Consider the following 22,541-nt stretch of genomic DNA (forward strand, 5'->3'; position numbering starts at 1 on the left):
TCCGGAATCGGAAAGTCGAAATCAGAAATAGTTGGTTGGGCCGCGCGACCCGGCTGACTACACTCGATCGATCTTGTCATAACAAGTTGACCGATGACCTCCCCCAACGTCGTGCCGCTGTCGGCGGCCCCGCTCTACGTGCAGATCAAGGACACGCTGCGCGCGCGCATTCTCGACGGCACCTATGCGCCGCACAGCCGGATGCCGTCCGAGCACGAACTCTGCGCGATGTTCGACGTCAGCCGCATCACGGTGCGCCAGGCGCTCGGCGATCTGCAAAAGGAAGGACTGCTGTTCAAGCTGCACGGCAAGGGCACCTTCGTGTCGAAGCCGAAGGCGTTCCAGAACGTGACGTCGCTGCAGGGCTTCGCCGAGGCGATGTCGTCGATGGGCTACGAGATCGTCAACCAGGTGCGCAGCTTCCGCACCGTCAAGGCCGACCGCCATCTCGCGACAAAGCTGAACGTGCCCGAAGGCGCGCCGCTCGTCGAGATCCATCGTGTGCGGCTGCTCAATCGCGAGCCCGTGTCGCTCGAGCAGACGTGGGTGCCCGAAGCCCTCGGCAAGCGCCTCGCGGGCGCCGACCTCGCGACGCGCGACATTTTCCTGGTCCTGGAAAACGACTGCGGCATCCCGCTCGGCCATGCCGACGTGTCGATCGACGCGATCCTCGCCGACGACGAGATCGTCGATGCGCTGCACGTCGAGGAAAGCAGCCCCGTGCTGCGCATCGAACGCCTCACGCATGACGCATCGGGCGCACCGATCGACTTCGAATACCTCTACTTCCGCGGCGACGCCTTCCAGTACCGGCTGCGCATCGATCGGCAGAAACCGCGCCAACCTGCAAGGAAACAGCAATGACTACCCATGTGCTCGAATACGACATCGTCGTGGTGGGCGGCGGCACGGCCGGCCCGATGGCGGCGATCAAGGCGAAGGAGCGCGACCCGTCCATGCGCGTGCTGTTGCTCGAAAAGGCCAACGTGAAGCGCAGCGGCGCGATCTCGATGGGGATGGACGGCCTGAACAACGCGGTGATCCCCGGGCATGCGACGCCCGAGCAGTACACGCGCGAGATCACGATCGCCAACGACGGCATCGTCGACCAGGAGGCCGTGTATGCGTATGCGACGCACAGCTTCGAAACGATCGAGCAGCTCGACCGCTGGGGCGTGAAGTTCGAGAAGGACGGCACCGGCGACTACGCAGTGAAGAAGGTCCATCACATGGGCTCGTACGTGCTGCCGATGCCGGAAGGACACGACATCAAGAAGGTGCTGTACCGGCAACTGAAGCGCGCGCGCATCGCGATCACGAACCGGATCGTGGCGACGCGCGTGCTGACCGACGCGCAGGGCCGCGCAAGCGGCGTGCTCGGCTTCGACTGCCGCACCGCCGAATTCCACGTGATCCGCGCGAAGGCCGTGATTCTCTGCTGCGGCGCGGCCGGTCGCCTCGGCCTGCCGGCCTCGGGCTACCTGATGGGCACCTACGAGAATCCGACCAATGCGGGCGACGGCTACGCGATGGCGTATCACGCCGGTGCCGCGCTCGCGAATCTCGAATGCTTCCAGATCAATCCGCTGATCAAGGACTACAACGGCCCCGCGTGCGCGTACGTGACGGGCCCGCTCGGCGGCTTCACCGCGAACGGCAAGGGCGAACGCTTCATCGAATGCGATTACTGGAGCGGCCAGATGATGTGGGAGTTCTACCAGGAACTGCAAAGCGGCAACGGCCCCGTGTTCCTGAAGCTCGACCATCTCGCGGAAGAAACGATCCAGACCATCGAGCAGATCCTGCACACGAACGAGCGGCCGAGCCGCGGCCGCTTTCATGCCGGGCGCGGCACCGATTACCGCAGCCAGATGGTCGAGATGCACATCTCCGAGATCGGTTTCTGCAGCGGCCACAGCGCGTCCGGCGTGTACGTGAACGCCCGCGCGGAGACGACCGTGCCGGGGCTCTACGCGGCCGGCGACATGGCGGCCGTCCCGCACAACTACATGCTCGGCGCATTCACGTACGGTTGGTTTGCCGGGCAGAACGCGGCCGACTACGTGGCCGGCCGCGCGCATGCGCCGGTGGACGACGAACAGGTCGCCGCCGAACGCACCCGTGTGCTTGCGCCGTTGCTGCGCGAGCGCGGCCTCGCACCGGCGCAGGTCGAATACAAGCTGCGCCGCATGGTGAACGACTATCTGCAACCGCCGAAGGTGACGCGCAAGATGGAAATCGGGTTGCAACGCTTTGACGCCATTACTGAGGATATCGAAGCGATAAAAGCGAACCATCCGCACGAGCTGATGCGCGCCGCCGAAGTGCGTGCGATCCGCGACTGCGCGGAAATGGCCGCGCGCGCGTCGCTGTTCCGCACCGAGAGCCGCTGGGGGCTGTACCACCACCGCGTCGACTTTCCGCATCGCAACGACGCCGAATGGTTCTGCCACACCTGGCTACGCAAGGACGCCGCGGGCGCGATGCGCAGCGAGAAGCGTCCGGTCGAACCGTACGTCGTGCCGCTTGCCGACGACGAACGCGGCGCCTACACGAATTTGCGCATCCGCGAACCGGCCGCGCTCGCGGCCGCCCTTTGAGGAACCTGCCATGTCCCATACGCCGCACGACATCTTCCAGCGCAGCAGCGCACCCGTGACGATCGACGAGAACCTCTGCATCGCCGACAAGGGCTGCACCGTCTGCGTCGACGTGTGCCCGCTCGACCTGCTCGCGATCGACGTGACCAAGGGCAAGGCCTACATGCAGTTCGACGAATGCTGGTACTGCATGCCGTGCGAACGCGACTGCCCGACCGGCGCGGTCAAGGTCGACATCCCTTACCTGCTGCGCTGATCGCGTCCCTCAACGCTCTCTCCCGTCGCCCATGACCGACTCCTCCTTCGCTGCCGCGTTGCCCCGCGCACATGCCTCCGACGAAACCGCACTCGTCGCCCGCCTCGCCGCGCCCGATTCCGCCGTGCGCCGCGTCGCCCTGTTCGAACTCGCCGACCTCGAGGACGCGGGGTTCGTGCCCGCGTTCGTCGCCGCGCTGCGCGACGATCCGTCGGCCGACGTGCGCGGCGAAGCCGCCCGTGTGCTCGGCGCATGGGAGCAACCCGACGTCGTCGACGCGCTGTGCGGCGCATTGCTCGATCCGGACGACGACGTGCGCGCCGCCGCCGCGCAGAGCCTGTCCGAACTGAAGGACGCGGCATCGGGCAACGTGCTGTGCCGATGGGCCGACCGGCCCGAGCCGTTCGTGCGCCGTGCCGTGCTGCGCGGATTGCGAGAGCTGCGCGACCCCGGCGCGTTCGCGCCCGCGCTGCACGCGCTCGATGCCGAACACGCCGAGGTGCGCGCCGAAGCCGTGGCGGTGCTCGGCTGGCTCAAGGATCCGCGTGCGCTGCCACCGCTTGCAGGCATCGCGACACGCGATGCCGCAGCGGACGTGCGACGCATCGCGGTCGGCGCGATCGGGTTCGCGACGCCCGACGAGGCGCTCGTCATCCACGCGCTGTTCGCCGCGCTGCGCGACCGCGAATGGCAGGTGCGCGAGGAAGCGGCCACGACGCTCGGCAAGCTGCGCATTGCGACCGCGCGCGAACCGCTCGTCGCCGCGCTCGACGACGACTACTGGCAGGTGCGCCTGCGTGCCGCGCGTGCGCTCGGGCAACTGCGCGACGCGGCCGCGGCGCCGGCCGTCGTCGCGCTGCTCTCGCACGCGATCAGCAACCTGCGCAAGGAAGCCGCGCTTGCGCTCGGCGAATTGCGGGACCGCGCGACGTTGCCCGCACTGACCCGCGCACGGGAGGATCACGATCCGGAAGTCCGCAAGGCCGTGCGGATCGCGATCCGGCAGATCGACGAGGCGTCGCGATGATCTCCCCGACCGAAATCGTGCTCGATCATCCGGCGCGCACGCTGACCCTCCGCTGGCCGGACGGTCATACGCAACGCGTCGGCTATGCGCGGTTGCGCGGCGATTGCCCGTGTGCCGAATGCCGGAGGATCCGGCACGACGGCGGTCGTGTCGATGCGCGGCCCGACCTGATGCTGGACAGCATTGAAGCAGCCGGCTACGGCATCCGCGTGGTGTTCGGCGACGGTCATGCGCGTGGCATCTATCCGTGGCCGTATCTGGCGGGCATGACGGCGCGGCCGTGACGTCGCTCCCGCGGCTGCGCGGACGACATGGCAGGCGTGCGGAAACGCTGCGATACTGACGCCCACGATCGTCTCCACCCATCGTGGGAGCCAGAACATGCAAACCGCAGTCGGATTCATCGGCCTCGGCGTAATGGGCACGCCGATGGCGCTCAATCTTGCGCGGGCCGGCACGCCGCTCGTCGTATGGAGCCGGTCGCACGGCAACGACGATGCACTGCGCGACGCCGGCGCGCGCGTGGCCGAGCACATCGACGACGTGTTCACGGCCTGCCGCACCGTGATCCTGATGCTCGCGAACGACGCGGCGATCGACGGCGCCCTCGCGCGCGGCACGCCCGGTTTCGCCGCCCGTGTCGGCGGCCACGTCATCGTGAACATGGGCACGAACGCACCCGAGTATTCGCGCGCACTGGCCGATGACATCGCCTCCGCGTCGGGCCGTTATGTCGAAGCGCCCGTGTCGGGGTCGCGCAAGCCGGCCGAAGCCGGTCAACTCGTCGTGATGCTCGCCGGCGCACAGGACGACGTCGACGCCGTCCGCGCGCTCGTGAAGCCGCTCTGCCGCGACAGCTTCGTGTGCGGCGACGTGCCGTCGGCGCTGACGATGAAGCTCGCCGTGAACCTGTTCCTGATCACGATGGTCACCGGCCTGACCGAAGCCACGCATTTTGCGCAACGCCACGGCATCGATCTCGCCCGCTTCGCCGACGTGCTGAACGCGGGCCCGATGGCGAGCGATGTGTCGCGCGTGAAGCTCGGCAAACTCGTCGCGGCCGATTTCTCGGTGCAGGCCGCGATCACCGACGTGCTGAAGAATGCGCGCCTCGTCGCCGAATCCGCGCGCGGCATCGGCGTCGCGTCGCCACTGCTCGACATCTGCCATGCGCTGTACGGCGAGACCGAGCGGGCCGGACATGGCGCGGACGACATGGTCGCCGTGATCCGCGCGATCGAGCAGCGCACCGACGGCGCGCAATGAATCGTCGCCGGCCGCCCCAACCACTCGAACGCACCCGCACGTAGCGTCCCATGTCCGACTCACCCCGCTCCCCGACCATCGTCCCCGCTTCCGTCCGCCCGGTTCCCGCCGTGATCGGCATCGTCCTGCGAGAGCGCGACGTGCTGCTGGTACGTCGCGCCAATCCGCCCGATGCGGGCTGCTGGGGCTTTCCCGGCGGCAAGATCGAAGCGGGAGAATCGATTGCGAACGCGGTCGTGCGCGAGATTGCCGAAGAGGCGACTGTCGACGTCGAGGCGCTCGACACCTTTACCGCACTGGATGCGTTCGACTACGATGCCGGCGGCGACGTGCGTCAGCATTTCGTGATGGTCGCGGTGCTGTGCCGATGGTTGCGCGGCGCGCCTGCTGCCGGCGACGATGCACTCGACGCGCGCTGGTTCGATCTCGCCGAACTCGATCGCGATGACTTGCCGATGAGCGTGGGGGTTCGTGATGTCGCGCGACGCGCGATCGAGCGTGCGGCGGCACTTGGTCATGCGCAGCGTCCGGCCAATACTTGAATGCGTGAAGCAACGCTGTCTTTCTCGCAGCGCTTGCGCGCGGCCCGATCGGAACCATAACGGTGCCGGCTACGCGCCGACGAACCGCCAATTACAAATCAAAGATGGGCCAACCCATGATCCGAATTCGCAAGTCCACTCCGGCCGACGGCGCACGCGTGCTGGATATCTGGCGCAACGCGGTCGACGCCACGCACCACTTCCTCAGCAACGACGACCGCCGCGCGATCGAATCCGAAGTCGTCGCGTTCCTGCCCGGTGCACCGCTCGATCTCGCCGTCGACGAAGCCGACCGCGCAATCGGCTTCATGTTGCTCGACGGTAGTCACATGGAAGCACTGTTCGTCGATCCGGCTCACCACGGCGCGGGTGTCGGGCGCCTGCTCGTGGGAGAGGCGCTCAAGCGTCATCCCGACCTGTCGACCGACGTCAACGAACAGAACGAAGCGGCGGCAGGATTCTATGAACGGCTCGGCTTCGAGCGCACCGGGCGATCGGCGCTCGATGGGCAGGGGCGCGCCTATCCGTTGATTCACCTGCGCTATCGAGCGGCACCCCTGTCCTCGCCGCAGCACGCATAACGGTGGCCGGCGCGGGATAGCGCGCCGCCCTCCACGTCATGCGCTCCGGGCACGCGAACGCGGCGACCTGATACCAGGTCCGCTCCACGCATGCCGCATGCGGCCACGTGACGCGTCATGCACGACGCACCGGCACCACGCGCTCGACCCTTGCACGGATGATCGTTTCCCGGACGGAACGAGCCTGTCGAGGGCCGGGAGATGCTAACCTCTCGGCCACTCTAACGACACCGCGTGAAGCCACAGGATTCGACCATGCAAACCGTTGCGGTACTGGACTTCGAAACAACCGGACTTTCGCCGAACATGGGCGACCGTGCGACCGAAATTGCCGTCATCCTGCTCCGGGACGGTGAAATCGTCGACCGTTTCCAGAGCCTGATGAATGCAGGCAGACGCATACCGTCCGATGTCGTCGCGCTGACCGGCATCACGAACGAGATGATCGCAGCCGCGCCGCCTGCATCGAAGGTCATGAAGGAAGCCGCGGCGTTCGTCGGCAAGCATGCGGTCGTCGCCCACAACGCCGGGTTCGACAAACGGTTCTGGCAGTCGGAACTCGGGCTGCTTGGCGTGTCGGCCGAGCATGCCTTTGCGTGCACGATGCTCGTTGCAAGACGTATCTATCCGGATGCCCGGAGTCACCGCCTGTCGAGCCTGGTGGATATGCTGCGGCTGCCGAAATCGGGCCGTGCGCACCGGGCGATGGTCGATGCCGAGATGGCCGGACACCTGTGGTGCCGGCTGCAGCACGACATTGCGCGGACGTACGGACTGAATCGCATCGATCACGCGCTCATGGCCCGTGTGCAGGCAACGGCCAAGGCGAAAGTGCCGACGTACTTGCGTTCGCTCGTGGGCGCACACGCGTGAGCATCCGGGTCGCGATGCTTCCGATTCGCGCAATCCATTGATGAAAAACGGCTTGGCAACCTGCCAGGCCGTTTTCTTGTCGCAGCAGTCTTCCGGTTGATTCCAAATATAAGGCAACGGCAGGACGGCCATTTTGTGGCCGCCCACGACGCTGACTGACTGAGCTGCGATGTGTTCGTGTCATGCAAGGCCTCTTCTTGCACATGATGATGCAGATGGACAGGCTCTCGTCGTCCTGACGCGCCTGCGCGCGCTTGCAGCGCGACATGATGAGCAGGGTGTGCGCCCAACCGATTTCTCCAACCCGTGCGCGGAGCTTGGGCTCGGCACTGTATTGCAAAAAAATTGACGCAGCACCACAGGTTCTGCGCCGAACATGGCAAACCCCTGTCCTTACGACACTCTCGGCTGCATGGCTTGTTTGGCGGCCGCTGGCACCAGTTCGCTCAACCGGGACAGGAAGAGCTTGAGGATTGGAGAGGTGTTGGAACGGCTGTGACCGACAACGAGGTCGATTGTCGGCGCGTCTCCCGCCAACGGGCGGCTTACCACGGACCACGGCAGCAGGTTCTCGACGTAGTCGGGAATCAACGTCAGCCCGCGCGTCGACGCCACGAGCGACATCACCATCGCTGGATTGTCCACGCCCTGGGTGGGCGTAAGCGTCACACCTTCGCGCTGCAGGTACGTGTCCACCACGGAACGCAGCACGCGCGCCTTGTTGGCCATGGCCACGAAGGGCTGTCCCACGAGTTGTTGCGGTCGGATGCGCTCTTGCGAGGCCAAGGTGTGATCGCTCGGCATCAGCACGACCAGCGGCTCTTGCCCAACCGTCGTGTAGTCCAGATCGAAGCCCGGCTCGGCGCGCAGGAAGGCCAGGTCCAGCCTGCCACGCGCCAATGCATCCGCCAGGTCCGGTGAGTAATCGCTGGAGACCGTCACGTCGATGTTCGGCAACTCGTCGCGTAGCAAGTTCAGCGCCTTCGGCAACCAGGTCATCTCCTGTCCGGTCAGGAAGCCCAGTGCAAAACGCTGCTTGCTCGGCTGCGCCGCCCGGCGCGCGGCCTCGATCGCCGCATCGACCTGACTCAGGGCCAATCGCGCGTGATCGATGAACGCTTTCCCCGCCGGCGTCAGTTCGACGCCGCGCGTGCTGCGGCTCAGCAGATCCACGCCGACCTGATCCTCCAGGTCGCGGATCTGCCGGCTCAGCGAAGGCTGGGAGGTATGCAGCCGCCGCTCGGCGGCCACCGTCAGACTGCCCGTTTCCGCCACAGCGATGAAGTAGCGCAGATGTCTCAGCTCCATGCTTGCCCCCATGCTTTTTAGGCATCCCCACCCGCTTACAAAGTCTTTTTGTTTCTGAGGGGGAGCCCCTAAATTCTCACCCATGGCGGCGGGGAAAGCAGATTCGGAACGACAGCAACCCATCGCCCGTACGTCAACCGTCATACCTCAAGGAGCATATCATGAGCCACCACCCCGTCATTCTCATCACCGGCGCGCTGACCGGCATCGGTCGCGCCACCGCCTTGGCGTTCGCGGACAGCGGCGCCCGTCTCGTCATCTCCGGCCGCCGGCCGGCGGAAGGCCAGGCACTCGAGTCCGAACTCCGTCAGCTGGGCGCCGAGGCCCACTTCATCCAGGCCGATGTCCGGCATGACCAGGAGGTTCAGGATCTGGTGGACCAGACCGTGGCTCACTTCGGCCGCCTGGACGTGGCCGTCAACAACGCCGGCACCGAAGGCCAGCCCGGCCTGATCGTGAACCAGACCGCCGACAGCTACGCCGCCACCTTCGACACCAACGTGCTCGGCACGCTGCTGAGCATGAAGCACGAACTGCGCGTGATGACTGCCCAGGGCAGCGGCAGCATCATCAACATCTCTTCGACTTACGGCCATGAAGGCGCGGCCTACGCGTCGGTGTACGCCGGCAGCAAGCATGCCGTCGAGGGCATGACCAAGTCCGCAGCGCTGGAAGTGGCGGCCGCAGGCGTTCGCGTCAACGCCGTGGCTCCAGGTCCGACCGACACCGGCATGCTGGACCGCTTCACCGCCACGCCGGAGAACAAGGCTGCGCTCGCTTCACGCGTGCCGCTGGGCCGCGTCGGCAAGCCGGCCGAGATTGCAGCGGCCGTGCGCTTCCTGGCTTCGGGCGCCGCAGCGTTCGTGACCGGCCAGATCGTCACCGTCGATGGCGGCAAGACAGCCGGCTGATCCGGGCCGCGCCGAGCCGGCGCGGCCCTGCCCGTCACCCAGGCAACGCCCGGCTTTTCACCGAGGCGGGGCAGCACCTTGCCCGCTCAAGGATCCGTCAGCCTCATAGGGAATACGACCATGCACACCTTCACTCATCACACCGCCCCGACCCAGTACATCGAGGCCAATGGCATCCGCTTCGCCTATCGCCGGTTCGGTAAGTCAAGCGGCGTGCCAATCGTTTTCAACCAGCACTACACCGGAACGATGGACTATTGGGATCCGGCCGTGACCGACGGCCTCGCAGAGACGCGCGAGGTGATCCTGTTCAACAACGCCGGCGTGTCCAGCTCGTCCGGCGAGACACCGGCAAGCTTCCCCGAAATGGGCGCCAACGCCATTGCCTTCATCCGCGCGCTCGGCCTCCCCCAGGTCGATGTGCTGGGCATCTCGATTGGCGGTTTTGTCGCGCAAGAGATCGCACTTCAAGGCGGGGATCTCGTGCGCAAGCTCATCCTCGTCGGCACCGGCCATCGCGGCAACGACATGACGGCCAGCCGCTCGGCGGAGATCTTTGCGGGCCGCTACGAGCCGCCTGAACATCTCTGGCTGTCGGTGCACTTCGCTCCGTCCGAGGCCAGCCAGAAAGCCGGCATCGCCTTCCTTCAACGCAAGTGGCGCCGCCAGGATCGCGACCCGGAAGTGAGCGCGCAAACCGTCGCCGCCCAAGGCGCCGCCATCGGCAAATGGATCGCGCCGGACGAGAATGCGCTGGCCTACCTGGAGTCGATCCGGCAGCCCACGCTGATCGTCCAGGGCAGCCACGACGCGATCATCCCGACTGCGCACTCCGTCACGCTGCAGCAGCACCTGCCGAACGCCCAGCTGGTGCTCTATCCGGACGACGGCCACGGCTCGATTTATCAGTACCCGGAGCGCTTCGTCGCACACGCCGTTCAGTTCCTGAACGAAGGCCCGGCCGGCATGGCCAGCGCTTGAGCGACCTCGCAACCTCTTTGGAGACGGACGTCATGAACTCACTCACGGGCAAGACCGCGCTCGTCACCGGTGCTTCGCGCGGCATCGGCCGCGCCACCGCCTTGACGCTGGCCGCGGCCGGAGCGCAGGTCCTGGTTCACTACGGCAGCGGCGAGACGGAGGCGACCGCCGTGGTCGACGAAATCCGCCGGGCCGGCGGCAAAGCCGAGACGATCGCCACCGACCTGCGTTCGCCGGACGGTCCGCACCAGCTCGCCGAACGCGTTCGCACCATCATCGGCGGACGGCTGGATGTTCTGGTGGCCAATGCGGGCATCGCCAAGGCCGCGTCGATCGAGGAGACGACGGTCGAGGACTTCGACGCGCTCTTCGCCGTCAACGTGCGCGCACCATTTTTCCTCGTGCAGCAACTACTGCCTGCACTGTGCAAAGGAAGCAGCATCGTCCTGCTGTCCTCGCTGGCGGCACACGCCTCGGTCGGCACGCTCTCTGCCTACTCGGCCACCAAGGGTGCGATCGATACGCTGGTGAAGCACTGGGCCGCGGCTCTCGGCTCGCGTGGCATCCGCGTCAACGCAGTGGCACCGGGCGTGGTGGAAACCGAGATGTCGAATTTCACCAAGACGGACGCCGGCCGCGAGGCAACCCTCGGCATGCAGGCCTTGCAACGGCTGGCCCAACCCGAAGACATCGCCAGCGTCGTCGCGTTCCTGGCCTCGGACCAGGCGCGCTGGATCACCGGTGACACGTTGCGCGTGGATGGCGGCTCCAAGCTTTGAGGCACCCCCACCCATTCAATCTCTCAAGGAAATTCAAATGAAGCTCTATCACTCCACGTCGTCGCCCAATTCCCGTCGCGTGCGTATCCTGCTCGCCGAGAAGGGCCTCACTCCCACCCTGGTGCCGGTCGACCTGGGCACGGGCGAACAACACGGCGACGCCTACCGCGCCATCAATCCGCGCCGCGTCGTGCCCACGCTGGTGCTGGATGATGGGACGGCCCTCGGCGAAGTGCCCGTCATCAGCCGCTACCTCGATGATGTGTACCCGACGCCGTCGCTCTTCGGCACGACGCCCACGGAGCAGGCCGTGGTCTCGATGTGGGATCGCCGCATCGAGCAGGAAGGATTCGCGTCAGTGATGGAAGCGATTCGGAACAAGGCGCCCGGCCTGAAGGGCCGGGCGATCGCGGGACCGCACGACTACGAGCAGATCCCTGCACTGGTCGAGCGCAGCACGCGGCGCGTGAAGAATCTGTTCGCGGACATGAACGCGCGGCTGGTCGAGTCGCCCTTCGCCGCTGGCGAGAACTTCTCGGTAGCGGACATCACGCTGCTCGCCACTGTGGATTTCGCCGCCAAGGCGATCGACTTGTCGATTCCGGAAGAATTCCGTGCGCTGCGACGCTGGTACGACACCGTCTCGCTTCGCGACAGCGCAACCGCTTGAACGCAGTCCGTTTCGCATATTGCGAAGCGTTCACCGCGTCCAATTTTTTGACGGCGTTACCGTCGGTTTTACCGTCAGGGATCGGGAGAACTGTGGATGCCCGGAAAGCCGCGTAAAACTAGCTTCCCCGGGAAGACTTTTACCGTCAAGGACGGTAAAAGTCTGAATAGTGAACGGGTATGTCTTGATGCGGCCTCGATTTTTACCGCCAACTCTGCCGCCAACTTGTTTTGCAGGCCGGCGGTAGCCACCGATAGACTCCGCGACGTATTGATTTGAAAGTCAAAACGTTACGGCAGTTTTTCGATGGCTGGCGATAATCGTCGAAGGACGTCAATTCATTCCCACTCGATCGTCGCCGGCGGCTTGCCCGAGATGTCGTACACGACCCGGTTGATCCCGCGCACCTCGTTGATGATCCGGTTCGACGCGCGGCCGAGCAGCGCGTACGGCAGGTGCGCCCAGTGCGCGGTCATGAAGTCGGTCGTCTGCACCGCGCGCAGCGACGTCACGTAGTCGTACGTGCGGCCATCGCCCATCACGCCCACCGACTTCACCGGCAGGAACACCGCGAACGCCTGGCTCGTCAGGTCGTACCAGCTCTTGCCGACATCGGCTTCGCCGCACAGGCCGGCGGCCGCATCCTGCGCGGTCGCGGTCGTGTTACGCAGTTCCTCGATGAAGATCGCGTCCGCGCGGCGCAGCAGGTCCGCGAACTCGCGCTTCACTTCGCCGAGAATCCGCACGCCGAGGCCCGGGCCCGGGAACGGATGGCGGTACACCATTTCCGGCGGCAGGCCGAGCGCAACGCCCAGTTCGCGCACTTCGTCCTTGAACAGGTCGCGCAGCGGCTCGAGCAGCTTCAGGCCGAGCGTTTCCGGCAGGCCGCCGACGTTGTGGTGGCTCTTGATCGTCGTCGCCTTCTTCGTCTTCGTGCCGCCCGATTCGACCACGTCCGGGTAGATCGTGCCCTGCGCGAGCCACTTCGCCTTCGACAGCTTCTGCGCCTCGGCCTGGAACACCTCGACGAACTCGCGGCCGATGATCTTGCGCTTCGCTTCCGGATCGGTCACGCCGGCCAGGTGGCCGAGGAACTGTTCGGACGCGTCGACGTGCACGACCTTCGCATGCAGGCGGCCCTCGAACATGTCGAGCACCATCTTGCCTTCGTTCAGGCGCAGCAGGCCGTGGTCGACGAACACGCAGGTGAGCTGGTCGCCGATCGCGCGATGGATCAGCGCGGCCGCGACGCTCGAATCGACACCGCCCGACAGGCCGAGAATCACTTCCTCGTCACCGACCTGCTCGCGGATCTTCGCGACGGCTTCCTCGATGTGGTTGCTCATGATCCAGTCGGGCTTCGCACCGGCGATCTGCAGCACGAAGCGTTCGATGATCTGGCGGCCCTTCACCGTGTGCGTGACTTCCGGATGGAACTGCACCGCGTAGTAGCCGCGCGCCTCGTCGGCCATGCCGGCGATCGGGCAGCTCGGCGTCGACGCCATCAGCGCGAAGCCCGGCGGCAGCTCGGCAACCTTGTCGCCGTGGCTCATCCAGACCTTCAGCATCCCGTGGCCTTCGTCCGTCTTGAAGTCCTCGATGCCGTCGAGCAGGCGCGTGTGGCCGTGTGCGCGCATTTCCGCGTAACCGAATTCGCGGTGATCGCTCCACTCGACCTTGCCGCCGAGCTGCACGGCCATCGTCTGCATGCCGTAGCAAATGCCGAGCACCGGCACGCCGAGATCCCACACGGCCTGCGGCGCGCGCAGCTGATGGTCTTCGTACGTGCTCGCGTGGCTGCCCGACAGGATCACCGCCTTCGGCGCGAACTCGCGGACGAAGTCGTCGGACACATCGTTCGGATGGATTTCGCAGTAGACGTGCGCTTCGCGCACGCGTCGCGCAATCAGTTGGGTGACTTGCGAACCGAAGTCGAGAATCAGGATTTTGTCGTGCATGGCTGCGGACGGGATGAAGAGAATAAGAAAAGCAGCGCATCATTTTCATCATGCGCTGCGTCAATAGCATGGACAGCGGCGTCGGGCGGAAGGCAGCACGCGCGACGCATGGCCGGTCAATCCTGCATCGGCGGGCGCTCGTCGAGTGCGACGGTGCCGGACGACGATGGGCCGGATGCGGCCGGTGACGACGATGCAGCGGACGCTGCGGGACGGCTGACGACGGGTTCGACACGCTGCGGTGCAGGCGACGACGCGGGTGCCGTCGCCGGCTCGGCCGGACGCTGCGCAGGCGCGCGCGCCTCGAGCGCCTGCTCCCGCGCCTGCTCTTTTTCGCGCCGGCGCACAGCCGACGCGAGCCGCACGCCGCCGAGGCCGAGCACGATCAGCGCGACGCCGGCCACGGCCGACAGCACGCGGCCGGCGGCCGCGAGCGCGGGACCGCTGCCGGTGCCGATCGACCAGACGATCGTCAGCGCGCCGGTCAGCCAATACACATGGCCGACCGAACGCGCGACCGGCGCCGTGAGATCCCCGTTGAACGCTGCATGAAACGCGAGCCACGCGAGCCCGAGCAACGCGATGCCGAGCGCCTGGCCGAGCATCGCCGGCTGGACGTTCGCAAGCTGCAGCGCGTTGAAGAGCGACCGCCAGGGCGTCAGCACGAACAGCACGCCGAACGCCAGCAGCAGGACGGCATCGATGATCAGCACGGCTCGCAGCAGCGGTTTCATCGGCAATCAGTCCACGTGGTAGTTCGGCGCTTCCTTCGTGATCTGCACGTCGTGCACGTGCGACTCGCGCATGCCCGCCGCGGTGATCTGGACGAATTCGGCCTTGTCGTGCAGCTCGTCGATCGTCTTGCAGCCGCAGTAGCCCATGCTCGCGCGCACGCCGCCGACCAGCTGGAACAGGATCGCGTTGACCGAGCCCTTGTACGCGACACGGCCTTCGATGCCTTCCGGCACGAGCTTGTCGATGTTCGCCGAGTTGTCCTGGAAGTAGCGGTCTGCCGCGCCGTCCTTCATCGCACCGACCGAACCCATGCCGCGATACGACTTGTACTGGCGCCCCTGGTACAGGAACACGTCGCCCGGCGCCTCTTCGGTGCCCGCGAACATGCTGCCCATCATCACCGCGTTCGCGCCGGCCGCGAGGGCCTTCGACACGTCGCCCGAGAAGCGCACGCCGCCGTCGGCGATGCACGGCACGCCCGTGCCCTTCAGCGCTTCCGCGACGTTCGCGATCGCGCTGATCTGCGGCACGCCGACACCGGCGACGATCCGCGTCGTGCAGATCGAGCCCGGGCCGATACCGACCTTGACCGCATCCGCGCCGTATTCGACGAGCGCCTTCGCGGCGGCGGCCGTCGCGATGTTGCCGCCGATCACTTCGACGTGCGGGAAGTTCTGCTTGACCCAGCGAACGCGCTCGAGCACGCCCTTGCTGTGGCCGTGCGCGGTATCGACGACGATCACGTCGACGCCGGCCTGCACCAGCAGCTCGACACGCTCTTCGTTGTCGGGACCGACGCCGACCGCCGCGCCTGCGCGCAGCTTGCCGTGTTCGTCCTTGCACGCGTCCGGGTGCTCGGTCTGCTTCGTGATGTCCTTGACGGTCATCAGGCCGCGCAGTTCGAACGCGTCGTTGACGACCAGCACGCGCTCGAGGCGGTGGCTGTGCATCAGCGCCTTCGCTTCGGCGAGCGGCGTGCCTTCCTTGACCGTGACGAGGCGCTCGCGCGGCGTCATGATCGACTTGACCGGCTCGTCGAGGCGGGTTTCGAAACGCAGGTCGCGGTTCGTGACGATGCCGACGAGCTGCGGGCCTTCGACGACCGGGAAGCCCGAGATGCCATGCTGGCGCGACAGCGCGATCACGTCGCGCACCTTCATTTGCGGCGGCACCGTGATCGGATCGCGGACGACGCCCGATTCGAAACGCTTGACCTTCGCGACCTCGCGGGCTTGTTCGGCCGGCGTGAGGTTCTTGTGGACGATACCGACGCCACCCTGCTGGGCCATCGCGATCGCAAGGCGACCTTCGGTGACCGTGTCCATCGCGGCGGACACGAGCGGCATGTTCAGGGAGATGTTGCGGGTCAGCTTGGTCTTGAGGCTGGTGTCGCGCGGGAGAACGTCGGAGAAGGCGGGAACGAGGAGCACGTCATCGAAAGTGAGTGCTTTTTGGATCAGACGCATGGCAAATCCTATGGGCGCAAAAGCGAATTATACGCGAAGCGCTGCGAATTTTCACAACACGAACAACGGCTTAGCCGGTTTCGGCCGTTCGGGGGCCGAATCGTTCGGATCGCCGTTCGGTTCGTTTTCGATCGCCTTTCGTTTCACCGCCGCATCGAGCCATTCGCGCAGCCGGCCGCGAAACGGCCTATCCGCCTGTTGCGGACGGGCCACGCGGCGGCGGCGGCGACGATGAAGCCCGGCCCGGCAATGGGCCGGACGGGCCTGCCGTCCGGCCTCATAGCAGCCCGGCCGCGCGGACGATCATCACCATGCCACCGCCGACCACGACGCAGCCGACGATCCGCGCAACCCGCCCGCCGGCCGGCGCCAGGCGCTCGGCGGCGATCGCAACCGTCACGCCCCCCATCACGCGCAGATCCATCATGCCGGCCGCCAGCGCGACCGCCATCAGGTTCCCGCAACACGCCCCGCATCGGATGGCGGCTTGCACCCCGTGCCGCCATGCCGCACCGGCCTCTGCGTGCGGTGGATGCACGCCGGTCGCCGCGTGCCGGCAGCACGTCAGCCGGCGCGTCTTCCATCCGGAGAATTGCAGGACGCCCGCGGCCAATACGACCGTGCCGGCCACGAACGGCATGGCGCGAGCGAGCGCCGGCAGCCGTGCAGCGGCGCTCGTCAGCGCGGCGCCAGCCGGAAACACGAGCACGCCGACTGCCATCCACACGGCGAAATACCCGGCGCCCACCACGGCGACGAGCCAGGTCGAACGCGCCGCCGCCAGCGGCCCGGCGCCCTGCCGGTATCGCCACAGCACCGGCGCGAGCACGGGCAGCATCATCGTCGCCGTCATCGCGCCCCACATGCCGGCGAACGCCTCGAACGCGCGGCCGGCGCCCCATCCGCACGGCCGCTGCCATGCCGCCGGCGTCATCCAGCCGCCGGACATTGGTGCGCCGCCTATCGCGGCCATCGACGCGTGCTGCATCACGGTCGCAACAACGGCAACGGCGAACACGGCCGCGAGCGCCACCGCGAAGGCCCGCGGATCGGGGCCCGCGACGCCTGCGGCAGGCCGAGTCATCGCCCGCCTCCGCCCGTCGCCGGCGCGCTCAGCCGCGTGCGTACTCGTCATGACGGCGCCACCACGGGCCGGTCTCGTTGCGCCCGTGCGGCGCGCGATCGAGCCACTGGTACATCCCCCACAGCCCGTCGAGGCCGCGCGCATAGGTCGAATACGTGTGATAAACCGCACCGTCCTCGCGCACGAACGCGCTCATCCCCGGCCGGTCGAGCGAATACGTGAGCGCGTCGGTACCGCAGGTCGCCGCGAATGCCACGACGGGTGCCGGCGGCGGATCCATGTCCATCGCGTGGCCGGCCCGCGCGTAGTTGTACTCGACGTCGCCCGCGCGCTGCTGCGTTTCGGTAAACGACACGTTGAAGTCGAAGTTGAAATCGCTGCCGACCGACGACGCCCACGGGAAGTGCCACCCCATCCGCTGGCGGTACGCGAGCAGCTTCGCGAGCGGCGCGCGCGACACGGCGGCGAGCGTCACGTCGTGGTTCGCCAGGTGCACGGCGAAGCCGTCGAAACCGTCGGCGACCGACGAACACGACGGGCAGCCGGCCTGGTAGTCGGGGCCGAACATGAAGTGATAGACGAGCAGTTGCGAACGGCCGCGAAACAGGTCGTCGAGCGTTGCCCGCCCGTCTTCGGTGTCGAACCGGTAGGTCTTGTCGACGCGCACCCAGGGCAGTGCCTGGCGCCGCCGCGCGAGTTCGTCGCTTTGCCGCGTCAGCGCCTTTTCCGCGTCGAGCAGCGCGCGGCGTTCGGCCAGCCATTCGTCGCGGGTTCCGGTGAGATGAGTCGTCATGGCGGGTTCCTCCTTCCGATGGGTATCCGGGCACGGCGTCCGGTGCCGTGTGCGTGGTGCTAGATTAGGGGCGGGCATCGGACCGGAGGGAGTGACAAGTGTGTCGGGATTCGGATGGATTCGCTGATCACCGCGGCCGCGCGCGCGCTCGCGGCCGGTGACGCGCTCGGCGCGCTGAACCGCGTCGCGCTGCGCGACGATGCGCCGGCGCTCGCGCTGCGCGGGATCGCGATGGCGCAGCTCGGCGATTTCGAACGGGCTCGCGCACTCGTGCGCGGCGCCGCGCGTGCGTTCGGCGCCAGGGAGGCCGTGGCGCGTGCGCGCTGCGTCGTCGCGGAAGCGGAGATCGCGCTCGCGTCGCGCGACCTGCGCTGGCCGACGCGCGCGCTCGATGCCGCATGCGCGACGCTCGACGCGCACGGCGACCGCGCGAACGCCGCGCATGCGCACTATCTCGGCGTGCGCCGGCTGCTGCTGATCGGCCAGCTCGACGATGCCGAGCGGATGCTCGCGAATCTCGATCCCGCGCCGCTGCCGGCTACATCGCGCGCCGCCCATGAGCTGATCGCGGCCGGCATTGCGATGCGCCGCATCCGCACGCACGCAGCCCGCGCAGCGCTTGCCCGTGCGCGCGCAGCCGCCCGCGACGCGGGCATCGCCGCGCTGACGGCCGAGGTCGAGGCCGCGGCACGCGTGCTCGACGCCCCGGCCGCGCGCCTCATCGCGCGCGGTACATCGCGGCTCGTGCAACTCGACGAAGTCGAAACACTGTTCGCGTCGAACGCGCTCGTCGTCGATGCGTGCCGCCACACGGTGCGCGACGCGCGCACGACCGTGTCGCTTGCGCGGCGGCCCGTGCTGTTCGTGCTTGCCCGCGCGCTCGGCGAGGCCTGGCCGGCCGACGTGTCGCGCAACGCGCTCGTTGCCGTCGCATTCCGCGCGAAACACGCTGACGAATCGCATCGCGCACGCCTGCGTGTCGAGATCGGCCGGCTGCGCGCGGTGCTGCGGCCGCTCGCGAACGTCGTCGCCACCCCGCGCGGCTTCGCGCTCGAACCGCTCGGCATACGCGAGACCGTCGTGCTGGCGCGCCCGGTCGACGATCGCCACGCGGCCGTGCTCGCGCTCCTCGCCGATGGCGAAGCGTGGTCGAGCTCCGCGCTGGCGCTGGCCCTCGGCGCAAGCCAGCGCACCGTGCAGCGCGCGCTCGACGCACTCGCCGAAGCCGACAAGGTCCAGGCGCTCGGCCGCGGCCGCGCGCGCCGCTGGATGACGCCGCCATTGCCCGGTTTCGCGACGACCTTGTTACTCCCTGCCCCGCTGCCGGCCGATTAGGATGACCGCATCGAACGACGAGGTAACGAACATGAAACGCTCCCGAGCAGACATCCTTCGCGAATACGGCCCGTTTCCGGGCGTCGACGGCGTACACGGCGTCACGTACGACGGGCAGTACGTGTGGTACGCGTCCGGCGACAAGCTGAATGCGCTCGACCCGGAACGCGGCACGACCGTCCGCTCGCTCGACGTTGCCGCGCATGCGGGCACGGCGTTCGACGGCCGCCACCTGTACCAGATCGTCGAAGATCGCATCGAGAAGATCGATCCCGAATCGGGCCGCGTGCTCGCGACGATCCCCGCTCCCGGCAAAGGCGGCGATTCCGGGCTGGCCTGGGCCGAAGGCGCGCTGTGGGTCGGCCAGTACCGCGAACGCAAGATTCATCAGGTGGACCCGCAAACGGGCGCCGTGCTGCGCACGATCGAATCGAACCGCTTCGTCACCGGCGTGACGTGGGTCGACGGCGAGCTGTGGCACGGCACCTGGGAAGCCGACCAGGCCGACCTGCGGCATATCGATCCGCGCACCGGCCAGGTACTCGAGCAGATCGACATGCCGACGGGCGTCGGCGTATCGGGGCTCGAATCCGACGGCCACGACCGCTTCTACTGCGGCGGCGGCAACAGCGGAACGCTGCGCGCCGTACGTCGGCCCGCGCGGGCCGGGGCGTCGGGCCACAACGCGGGCGCACCGCCCGATTCGGCTGACGAATGATCCGCAGCCCGTCGTGATCGCTCCCGGGCGCAGCACGCCTGCGCGCCGCCCTGTGCCGAGTGCAGGAATGAACAAGACGACGTGGCAGCCGCGTCGCTACGATGCGCGCTCGTCAGTCATGTGTTCGGAGCGGTCGATGCAGCGCGGTGTGGTCTATGGTGTGTTGGCAGGTGCCCTGTGGGGCATGGTGTTTCTCGTTCCTCGGCTGCTGACCGACTTCTCGCCGCTGCTGCTGAGCGCCGGCCGCTACGCGATGTACGGCCTCGTGTCGCTGGCGGCCGCGCTGCCGGCGGCCCGCTCGCTGCTCGCGCGACTGACCCGCGAGGATCTCGTCGCGCTGGTCAGGCTCGCCGTCGTCGGCAACGTCGCGTACTACATGCTGCTGTCCGGCGCCGTGCATCTGATCGGCATCGCGCCCAGTTCGCTGATCGTCGGCGTGCTGCCCGTCACGGTCACGCTCGCGGGCCTCGGCGACCACGGCGCCGTGCCGCTGCGGCGGCTCGCGGCCCCGCTCGCGCTGGTGATCGCGGGCATCGTCTGCATCAACGTCGACCTGTTCACCTCCGAGGCCGCGCATGCGACGACCCTCGGCCAGAAGCTCGCGGGCATGACCTGCGCGGCCGGCGCGCTCGCGAGCTGGACCTGGTATGCGGTCGCGAACGCACGCTATCTGCAGCGCCATCATCATTTCGGCGGCAACGAGTGGTCGGTGCTGTGGGGTGTCGTGACGGGCCTGATCGGCGGGCTCGTCTGGATCGCGATCCTCGCGCTCCCGGCCGGCACCGTACAAGCAGCGGTCCCGGCGTCGCGCTGGCAACTGTTCTGGCTGCTGAACCTGGTGCTCGCGATCGGCGCGTCGTGGCTCGGCAACGGGCTGTGGAACGCCGCGTCGAAGCGGCTGCCGCTCACGCTGTCGGGCCAGCTGATCGTGTTCGAAACCGTGTTCGCGATGCTTTACGCGTTCGTGTACGACCAGCGGATGCCGCATGCACTCGAGATCGCCGCGCTGGTGCTGCTGCTCGCGGGCGTCTACGGATCGGTGCGGCAGCACGGCGACACGCCCGCCGGCGGCGATACGTCGGAAAGCGCGCCGGCAAACGCAAACGCCGCGGCCCACTGAGCGCCACGGCGTTTGATCAGACGAATCGGGACGAAAGGCGTGGAACGGCCGGCGTCAGCGCGAATCCTTGTGCATCCACTTGCGGCCCTCGATGGAGCCGGCGCGGCGCGACTTGTCGACGCGGCGCTGGCGCGCGAGCTTCGGATCGACGATCAACGGGCGGTAGATCTCGACGCGGTCGTGGTCGGCAAGCGGTGCGTCGAGCGGCGCAAGCCTGCCGTACACGCCCGTCTTCGCGTTCGCGAGATCGATTTCCGGGTGCATCGCGAGCACGCCGCTCGCATCGATCGCCGAACGAACGGTCGCCCCTTCGGGCAGCGACAGCGGAATCAGCGTCTGGCGATCCGGCAGCGCGTAGCAGACTTCGATCGACAGCATCGCGTCACCCCTTCCCGTAGCGCTGGTCGGCGCGCTTCACGAACGAATCGACGAACGTGTTCGCGATATGGCTGAACACGGGCCCGATGATCTTCTCGAGCAGGATGCTCGAGAACTCGTAGTGCAGCGCGAATTCGATCTTGCAGGCATCGGCACGCAGTGCCGTGAAGCGCCACGCGCCCGTGAACTTCTTGAACGGGCCGTCCGTGAACTCCATGTCGATCCGCGTCGGGCGCTGCTGCGTGTTGCGCGTCGCGAAATGCTGCTTGATGCCCTTGAAGTTGATGTCGATGCGCGCTTCCATCCCGCTCTCGTCCTGACGGCGAATCTCGACACCGCCGCACCAGGGCAGGAAATTGGGGTAGTCGGCCACGTCGGTGACGAGGTCGAACATCTGTTCCGCCGAGTGACGGATCAATACGGTTTTCTGGACATCTGCCATAAATCGCGCGGCATCGCTCAAGGTGAGAACGCAAGCCGGGCGATTCCCGCCCCGCTTTGCTAAAATCGTGATTTTAAACGAGTTGGCCCGATCCTTTCATGAGCATCATCGACAACAGGAAAGCGCACTTCGATTACCACATCGAGGAACGCTACGAGGCGGGGCTCGTGCTCGAGGGCTGGGAAGTCAAGGCGCTGCGCGCCGGGCGCGGCCAGATCCGGGAAGGTTACGTCGTGATCAAGCACGCCGAGATCTTCCTGATCGGTACCCATATCAGCCCGCTGCCCGAGGCTTCGACCCACATCACGCCCGACCCGGTTCGCACGCGCAAGCTGCTGCTGCACCGCGAGGAAATCAAGAAACTGATCGGCAAGGTCGAGCAGCGCGGCTACACGCTCGTGCCGCTGAACTTCCACTACAAGGGCGGTCGCGTGAAGTGCGACATCGCGCTCGCGAAGGGCAAGAAGCTGCACGACAAGCGCGAAACCGAGAAGAAGCGCGACTGGGAACGCGAAAAGGCCCGCATCATGCGCGCCGGCACCTGACCTGCGCGACAACACGCATCACACACGACACGGCCCGCTCGAAGCGGGCCGTGTTGCTTGGGTGCCAGGTAAATCGGGCGCGCCGCCCACGCAAGCGACACTCGGCACGCCACGCCGCCGGTTTCGGCTGTACAAAGGCACCGACGACGGCACCGCATGGGCATCATCCGCCT

25 protein-coding genes are annotated in these 22,541 nt (G+C 67.1%); 17 read left to right on the forward strand and 8 right to left on the reverse strand.

Features of this window, described 5'->3' with window-relative positions:
* Positions 1-93 precede the first annotated feature (93 nt).
* The 9 genes from CFB43_RS11160 to CFB43_RS11200 all read left to right on the forward strand — a co-directional run bounded on the left by CFB43_RS11160 (position 94) and on the right by CFB43_RS11200 (position 7,145).
* Positions 94-864 (forward strand): GntR family transcriptional regulator, encoded by a 771-nt coding sequence (locus tag CFB43_RS11160; protein ID WP_089495077.1) that lies wholly within the window; start codon positions 94-96, stop codon positions 862-864.
* Positions 861-2,600 (forward strand): fumarate reductase/succinate dehydrogenase flavoprotein subunit, encoded by a 1,740-nt coding sequence (locus CFB43_RS11165; protein WP_089495078.1) that lies wholly within the window; start codon positions 861-863, stop codon positions 2,598-2,600. Before CFB43_RS11160 ends, CFB43_RS11165 begins: the two co-directional genes overlap by 4 nt.
* A 10-nt stretch (positions 2,601-2,610) precedes the next feature.
* Positions 2,611-2,856 (forward strand): 4Fe-4S dicluster domain-containing protein, encoded by a 246-nt coding sequence (locus CFB43_RS11170; protein ID WP_089456406.1) that lies wholly within the window; start codon positions 2,611-2,613, stop codon positions 2,854-2,856.
* 31 nt (positions 2,857-2,887) lie between these two features.
* Positions 2,888-3,883 carry a HEAT repeat domain-containing protein gene (locus tag CFB43_RS11175; RefSeq protein WP_089495079.1) on the forward strand — a complete coding sequence of 332 codons (996 nt, stop codon included), beginning with the start codon at positions 2,888-2,890 and terminating at the stop codon, positions 3,881-3,883.
* Positions 3,880-4,167 carry a gamma-butyrobetaine hydroxylase-like domain-containing protein gene (locus CFB43_RS11180; protein ID WP_089495080.1) on the forward strand — a complete coding sequence of 96 codons (288 nt, stop codon included), beginning with the start codon at positions 3,880-3,882 and terminating at the stop codon, positions 4,165-4,167. The genes CFB43_RS11175 and CFB43_RS11180 overlap by 4 nt, the downstream gene beginning before the upstream one ends.
* A 97-nt stretch (positions 4,168-4,264) precedes the next feature.
* Entirely contained in the window at positions 4,265-5,149 is an 885-nt protein-coding gene (locus CFB43_RS11185; protein WP_089495081.1) for an NAD(P)-dependent oxidoreductase, read from the forward strand.
* Positions 5,150-5,199: 50 nt separating this feature from the next.
* Positions 5,200-5,691, forward strand: a complete 492-nt coding sequence (locus CFB43_RS11190; RefSeq protein WP_089495082.1) for an NUDIX hydrolase — start codon at positions 5,200-5,202, stop codon at positions 5,689-5,691.
* Positions 5,692-5,807: 116 nt separating this feature from the next.
* Positions 5,808-6,272 carry an acetyltransferase gene (locus CFB43_RS11195; RefSeq protein ID WP_089495083.1) on the forward strand — a complete coding sequence of 155 codons (465 nt, stop codon included), beginning with the start codon at positions 5,808-5,810 and terminating at the stop codon, positions 6,270-6,272.
* A gap of 255 nt (positions 6,273-6,527) precedes the next feature.
* Positions 6,528-7,145 carry a 3'-5' exonuclease gene (locus CFB43_RS11200; RefSeq protein ID WP_089495084.1) on the forward strand — a complete coding sequence of 206 codons (618 nt, stop codon included), beginning with the start codon at positions 6,528-6,530 and terminating at the stop codon, positions 7,143-7,145.
* A 393-nt stretch (positions 7,146-7,538) separates the two neighbouring features.
* Here the strand turns inward: CFB43_RS11200 and CFB43_RS11205 are convergent, their stop codons facing one another.
* Positions 7,539-8,453 carry a LysR family transcriptional regulator gene (locus CFB43_RS11205; protein ID WP_089495307.1) on the reverse strand — a complete coding sequence of 305 codons (915 nt, stop codon included), beginning with the start codon at positions 8,451-8,453 and terminating at the stop codon, positions 7,539-7,541.
* Positions 8,454-8,614: 161 nt separating this feature from the next.
* Here CFB43_RS11205 and CFB43_RS11210 point away from each other — a divergent pair, with 161 nt between their 5' ends.
* The 4 genes from CFB43_RS11210 to CFB43_RS11225 all read left to right on the forward strand — a co-directional run bounded on the left by CFB43_RS11210 (position 8,615) and on the right by CFB43_RS11225 (position 11,794).
* The gene (locus tag CFB43_RS11210; protein WP_089495085.1) at positions 8,615-9,364 is read left to right on the forward strand and encodes an SDR family NAD(P)-dependent oxidoreductase; all 750 of its coding nucleotides are present in this window, start codon (positions 8,615-8,617) and stop codon (positions 9,362-9,364) included.
* A 120-nt stretch (positions 9,365-9,484) separates the two neighbouring features.
* Complete coding sequence (locus CFB43_RS11215) at positions 9,485-10,345, forward strand: alpha/beta fold hydrolase (protein ID WP_089495086.1); 861 nt, start codon at positions 9,485-9,487, stop codon at positions 10,343-10,345.
* 32 nt (positions 10,346-10,377) lie between these two features.
* Positions 10,378-11,124 carry an SDR family NAD(P)-dependent oxidoreductase gene (locus CFB43_RS11220; RefSeq protein WP_089495087.1) on the forward strand — a complete coding sequence of 249 codons (747 nt, stop codon included), beginning with the start codon at positions 10,378-10,380 and terminating at the stop codon, positions 11,122-11,124.
* A 37-nt stretch (positions 11,125-11,161) separates the two neighbouring features.
* Entirely contained in the window at positions 11,162-11,794 is a 633-nt protein-coding gene (locus tag CFB43_RS11225) for a glutathione S-transferase family protein (RefSeq protein ID WP_089495088.1), read from the forward strand.
* A gap of 338 nt (positions 11,795-12,132) precedes the next feature.
* On the opposite strand, the gene guaA is transcribed toward CFB43_RS11225, so the two are convergent.
* From guaA to CFB43_RS11250, 5 genes are all read right to left on the reverse strand, one after another.
* Positions 12,133-13,752, reverse strand: coding sequence for a glutamine-hydrolyzing GMP synthase (guaA, locus tag CFB43_RS11230; RefSeq protein WP_089431228.1), 1,620 nt, complete (start codon positions 13,750-13,752; stop codon positions 12,133-12,135).
* 116 nt (positions 13,753-13,868) lie between these two features.
* Positions 13,869-14,486 carry a hypothetical protein gene (locus tag CFB43_RS11235; protein ID WP_089495089.1) on the reverse strand — a complete coding sequence of 206 codons (618 nt, stop codon included), beginning with the start codon at positions 14,484-14,486 and terminating at the stop codon, positions 13,869-13,871.
* A gap of 6 nt (positions 14,487-14,492) precedes the next feature.
* The gene (gene guaB / locus CFB43_RS11240) at positions 14,493-15,953 is read right to left on the reverse strand and encodes an IMP dehydrogenase (RefSeq protein WP_011352433.1); all 1,461 of its coding nucleotides are present in this window, start codon (positions 15,951-15,953) and stop codon (positions 14,493-14,495) included.
* 277 nt (positions 15,954-16,230) lie between these two features.
* Positions 16,231-17,037 carry a DUF2182 domain-containing protein gene (locus tag CFB43_RS11245; protein WP_089495090.1) on the reverse strand — a complete coding sequence of 269 codons (807 nt, stop codon included), beginning with the start codon at positions 17,035-17,037 and terminating at the stop codon, positions 16,231-16,233.
* Positions 17,038-17,065: 28 nt separating this feature from the next.
* The gene (locus CFB43_RS11250) at positions 17,066-17,830 is read right to left on the reverse strand and encodes a DUF899 domain-containing protein (RefSeq protein WP_089495091.1); all 765 of its coding nucleotides are present in this window, start codon (positions 17,828-17,830) and stop codon (positions 17,066-17,068) included.
* 114 nt (positions 17,831-17,944) lie between these two features.
* On the opposite strand from CFB43_RS11250, the gene CFB43_RS11255 reads away from it, so the two are divergent.
* The 3 genes from CFB43_RS11255 (at position 17,945) to CFB43_RS11265 (ending at position 21,003) form a co-directional block, all read left to right on the forward strand.
* Complete coding sequence (locus tag CFB43_RS11255; protein WP_089495092.1) at positions 17,945-19,165, forward strand: helix-turn-helix domain-containing protein; 1,221 nt, start codon at positions 17,945-17,947, stop codon at positions 19,163-19,165.
* Between the two features lie 31 nt (positions 19,166-19,196).
* The gene (locus CFB43_RS11260; protein WP_089495308.1) at positions 19,197-19,883 is read left to right on the forward strand and encodes a Vgb family protein; all 687 of its coding nucleotides are present in this window, start codon (positions 19,197-19,199) and stop codon (positions 19,881-19,883) included.
* 136 nt (positions 19,884-20,019) lie between these two features.
* Positions 20,020-21,003, forward strand: a complete 984-nt coding sequence (locus tag CFB43_RS11265; RefSeq protein WP_089495309.1) for a DMT family transporter — start codon at positions 20,020-20,022, stop codon at positions 21,001-21,003.
* Between the two features lie 54 nt (positions 21,004-21,057).
* Here the strand turns inward: CFB43_RS11265 and CFB43_RS11270 are convergent, their stop codons facing one another.
* Positions 21,058-21,381, reverse strand: coding sequence for an RnfH family protein (locus CFB43_RS11270; protein WP_089495093.1), 324 nt, complete (start codon positions 21,379-21,381; stop codon positions 21,058-21,060).
* Positions 21,382-21,385: 4 nt separating this feature from the next.
* Positions 21,386-21,823, reverse strand: coding sequence for a type II toxin-antitoxin system RatA family toxin (locus CFB43_RS11275; protein ID WP_043190873.1), 438 nt, complete (start codon positions 21,821-21,823; stop codon positions 21,386-21,388).
* 98 nt (positions 21,824-21,921) lie between these two features.
* Between CFB43_RS11275 and smpB the strand changes: the two genes are divergently transcribed.
* Positions 21,922-22,368 carry an SsrA-binding protein SmpB gene (gene smpB / locus CFB43_RS11280; RefSeq protein ID WP_039342760.1) on the forward strand — a complete coding sequence of 149 codons (447 nt, stop codon included), beginning with the start codon at positions 21,922-21,924 and terminating at the stop codon, positions 22,366-22,368.
* Positions 22,369-22,541: the final 173 nt, after the last annotated feature.

It is taken from the genome of Burkholderia sp. AU15512 (genome assembly GCF_002223325.1).
Classification (GTDB): domain Bacteria; phylum Pseudomonadota; class Gammaproteobacteria; order Burkholderiales; family Burkholderiaceae; genus Burkholderia.

Coding starts and splice junctions, on each gene's coding strand:
- CFB43_RS11170 (WP_089456406.1), top strand. CDS start 2,611: ATGTCCCATACGCCGCACGACATCTTCCAGCGCAGCAGCGCACCCGTG.
- CFB43_RS11165 (WP_089495078.1), top strand. CDS start 861: ATGACTACCCATGTGCTCGAATACGACATCGTCGTGGTGGGCGGCGGC.
- smpB (WP_039342760.1), top strand. CDS start 21,922: ATGAGCATCATCGACAACAGGAAAGCGCACTTCGATTACCACATCGAG.
- CFB43_RS11245 (WP_089495090.1), bottom strand. CDS start 17,037: ATGACTCGGCCTGCCGCAGGCGTCGCGGGCCCCGATCCGCGGGCCTTC.
- CFB43_RS11205 (WP_089495307.1), bottom strand. CDS start 8,453: ATGGAGCTGAGACATCTGCGCTACTTCATCGCTGTGGCGGAAACGGGC.
- CFB43_RS11160 (WP_089495077.1), top strand. CDS start 94: ATGACCTCCCCCAACGTCGTGCCGCTGTCGGCGGCCCCGCTCTACGTG.
- CFB43_RS11235 (WP_089495089.1), bottom strand. CDS start 14,486: ATGAAACCGCTGCTGCGAGCCGTGCTGATCATCGATGCCGTCCTGCTG.
- CFB43_RS11275 (WP_043190873.1), bottom strand. CDS start 21,823: ATGGCAGATGTCCAGAAAACCGTATTGATCCGTCACTCGGCGGAACAG.
- CFB43_RS11175 (WP_089495079.1), top strand. CDS start 2,888: ATGACCGACTCCTCCTTCGCTGCCGCGTTGCCCCGCGCACATGCCTCC.
- CFB43_RS11270 (WP_089495093.1), bottom strand. CDS start 21,381: ATGCTGTCGATCGAAGTCTGCTACGCGCTGCCGGATCGCCAGACGCTG.
- CFB43_RS11265 (WP_089495309.1), top strand. CDS start 20,020: ATGCAGCGCGGTGTGGTCTATGGTGTGTTGGCAGGTGCCCTGTGGGGC.
- CFB43_RS11200 (WP_089495084.1), top strand. CDS start 6,528: ATGCAAACCGTTGCGGTACTGGACTTCGAAACAACCGGACTTTCGCCG.
- CFB43_RS11185 (WP_089495081.1), top strand. CDS start 4,265: ATGCAAACCGCAGTCGGATTCATCGGCCTCGGCGTAATGGGCACGCCG.
- CFB43_RS11210 (WP_089495085.1), top strand. CDS start 8,615: ATGAGCCACCACCCCGTCATTCTCATCACCGGCGCGCTGACCGGCATC.
- guaA (WP_089431228.1), bottom strand. CDS start 13,752: ATGCACGACAAAATCCTGATTCTCGACTTCGGTTCGCAAGTCACCCAA.
- CFB43_RS11180 (WP_089495080.1), top strand. CDS start 3,880: ATGATCTCCCCGACCGAAATCGTGCTCGATCATCCGGCGCGCACGCTG.
- CFB43_RS11215 (WP_089495086.1), top strand. CDS start 9,485: ATGCACACCTTCACTCATCACACCGCCCCGACCCAGTACATCGAGGCC.
- CFB43_RS11225 (WP_089495088.1), top strand. CDS start 11,162: ATGAAGCTCTATCACTCCACGTCGTCGCCCAATTCCCGTCGCGTGCGT.
- CFB43_RS11250 (WP_089495091.1), bottom strand. CDS start 17,830: ATGACGACTCATCTCACCGGAACCCGCGACGAATGGCTGGCCGAACGC.
- guaB (WP_011352433.1), bottom strand. CDS start 15,953: ATGCGTCTGATCCAAAAAGCACTCACTTTCGATGACGTGCTCCTCGTT.
- CFB43_RS11195 (WP_089495083.1), top strand. CDS start 5,808: ATGATCCGAATTCGCAAGTCCACTCCGGCCGACGGCGCACGCGTGCTG.
- CFB43_RS11260 (WP_089495308.1), top strand. CDS start 19,197: ATGAAACGCTCCCGAGCAGACATCCTTCGCGAATACGGCCCGTTTCCG.
- CFB43_RS11190 (WP_089495082.1), top strand. CDS start 5,200: ATGTCCGACTCACCCCGCTCCCCGACCATCGTCCCCGCTTCCGTCCGC.
- CFB43_RS11255 (WP_089495092.1), top strand. CDS start 17,945: ATGGATTCGCTGATCACCGCGGCCGCGCGCGCGCTCGCGGCCGGTGAC.
- CFB43_RS11220 (WP_089495087.1), top strand. CDS start 10,378: ATGAACTCACTCACGGGCAAGACCGCGCTCGTCACCGGTGCTTCGCGC.